The organism is Dietzia sp. NPDC055877, assembly GCF_053615975.1.
Window position 1 is genome coordinate 1 of the sequence record NZ_JBSHCV010000047.1, and the last position, 1,286, is coordinate 1,286.

At 66.3% G+C, this 1,286-nt stretch carries 1 protein-coding gene; it reads right to left on the minus strand.

Annotated features, from left to right (window positions below):
- Positions 1-7: 7 nt before the first annotated feature.
- On the minus strand, positions 8-1,237 hold the full coding sequence (locus tag ACWGLC_RS17770; protein ID WP_452101098.1) for an IS30 family transposase: 1,230 nt from the start codon (positions 1,235-1,237) through the stop codon (positions 8-10).
- Between the last annotated feature and the right edge of the window lie 49 nt (positions 1,238-1,286).

A 1,286-nucleotide genomic window follows, 5' to 3' on the forward strand; every position in this document is an offset into this window, starting at 1 on the left:
GGCGGTCTCAGGGAGCCAGCGCAACACCGTTGATGAGTTCGTTCATCTTGACATGGGGGCTGAGGAAGCCGTGGAGGGCGCGGGGGCGGATGTTGAGAAGGTGCTCGGTCTCGGCGAGTTCGTCATCGCTGAGGGTATTGAAGTCGGTGCCTTTGGGGTAGAAGTCGCGGATCAGGCCGTTCGTGTTCTCGTTTGATCCACGCTGCCACGGTGAGTGTGGGTCGCAGAAGTAGACCTTGCAGCCGGTTGCGACGGTGAAGTTGGCGTGCCCTGCCATCTCGGTGCCCTGGTCCCAGGTGATGGTGGCCACCAGCCGGGAGGGCAGGGCCGCGATCATCTTTGACAGCACGTCGTTGACCGTGGCGCTGTCCCGGCATCCGGGTAGCCGACCGATCAGTACGTAGCGGGTCTGGCGCTCAACCAGGGTGACCAACCCCGAGTTGTTGGGGCCCACGACCAGGTCGCCTTCCCAGTGCCCGGGAACGGCCCGGTCATCGACTTCGGCGGGCCGGTCGGTCAGGCGAGCCCCGTGCAGCCACGGGCGCGAGCTCCGGTGGGGTAGCGCGGAGGCGGGAATGCGATGTTTGCGGCCCGAGCGCAGGGCTTTTTCGACCTTGAGTTCCTGCCTCAGCGCGCCCTTGCCCTGGACGTAAAGGGCCTGGTAGATGGTTTCATGTGACACCTGCATCTCCGCCCGGTCGGGAAAGGTCAACCGCAGTTCGCCGGCGATCTGTTGCGGGGAGAACCGCTGGTTCAACCGTGCGATGACTTCGCGTCGTAACTGCACCGAGTCCAGCTTGCCTGGCCGATGACGCGCACGCTTACCCACCGCCAGATGGTGGGCCAGGCGGGCGTCGTACCGGCGCCGACCCCAATGCTCGAAGCAGTGAGCGCCGACTTCCCGAGACACGGTCGAGGCGGCCACGTTCAACCCGCGGGCGATGGCCCGGATTCCAGCCGGAGTCGGAAGGTCCAGCATCGCCTGGATGAACACCCGGTCGAACAAGGTCAACCGGCGATACCTCGCCCCCGGGCGCAGCGGCCGTAGCCGACGATCTCTCACATCGGCCACGCCGCCGCGTGCACCCACTTCAAAGCTCATGCCAGCGAGCTTGGCCCACCTCCAGGCCGTCGCCGCACTGACACCCCACATCGCCGAGGCCTCACGCCCCGAGGCACCCTCGAGCAACGAGCACACCAGCCTCGCCCGCAGCCGCCAGTCCAGCTCCTTCGCCACCACATACCCCGATCCAGCCAGGGTGTTGCACTAGCTCCCTGAGACCACC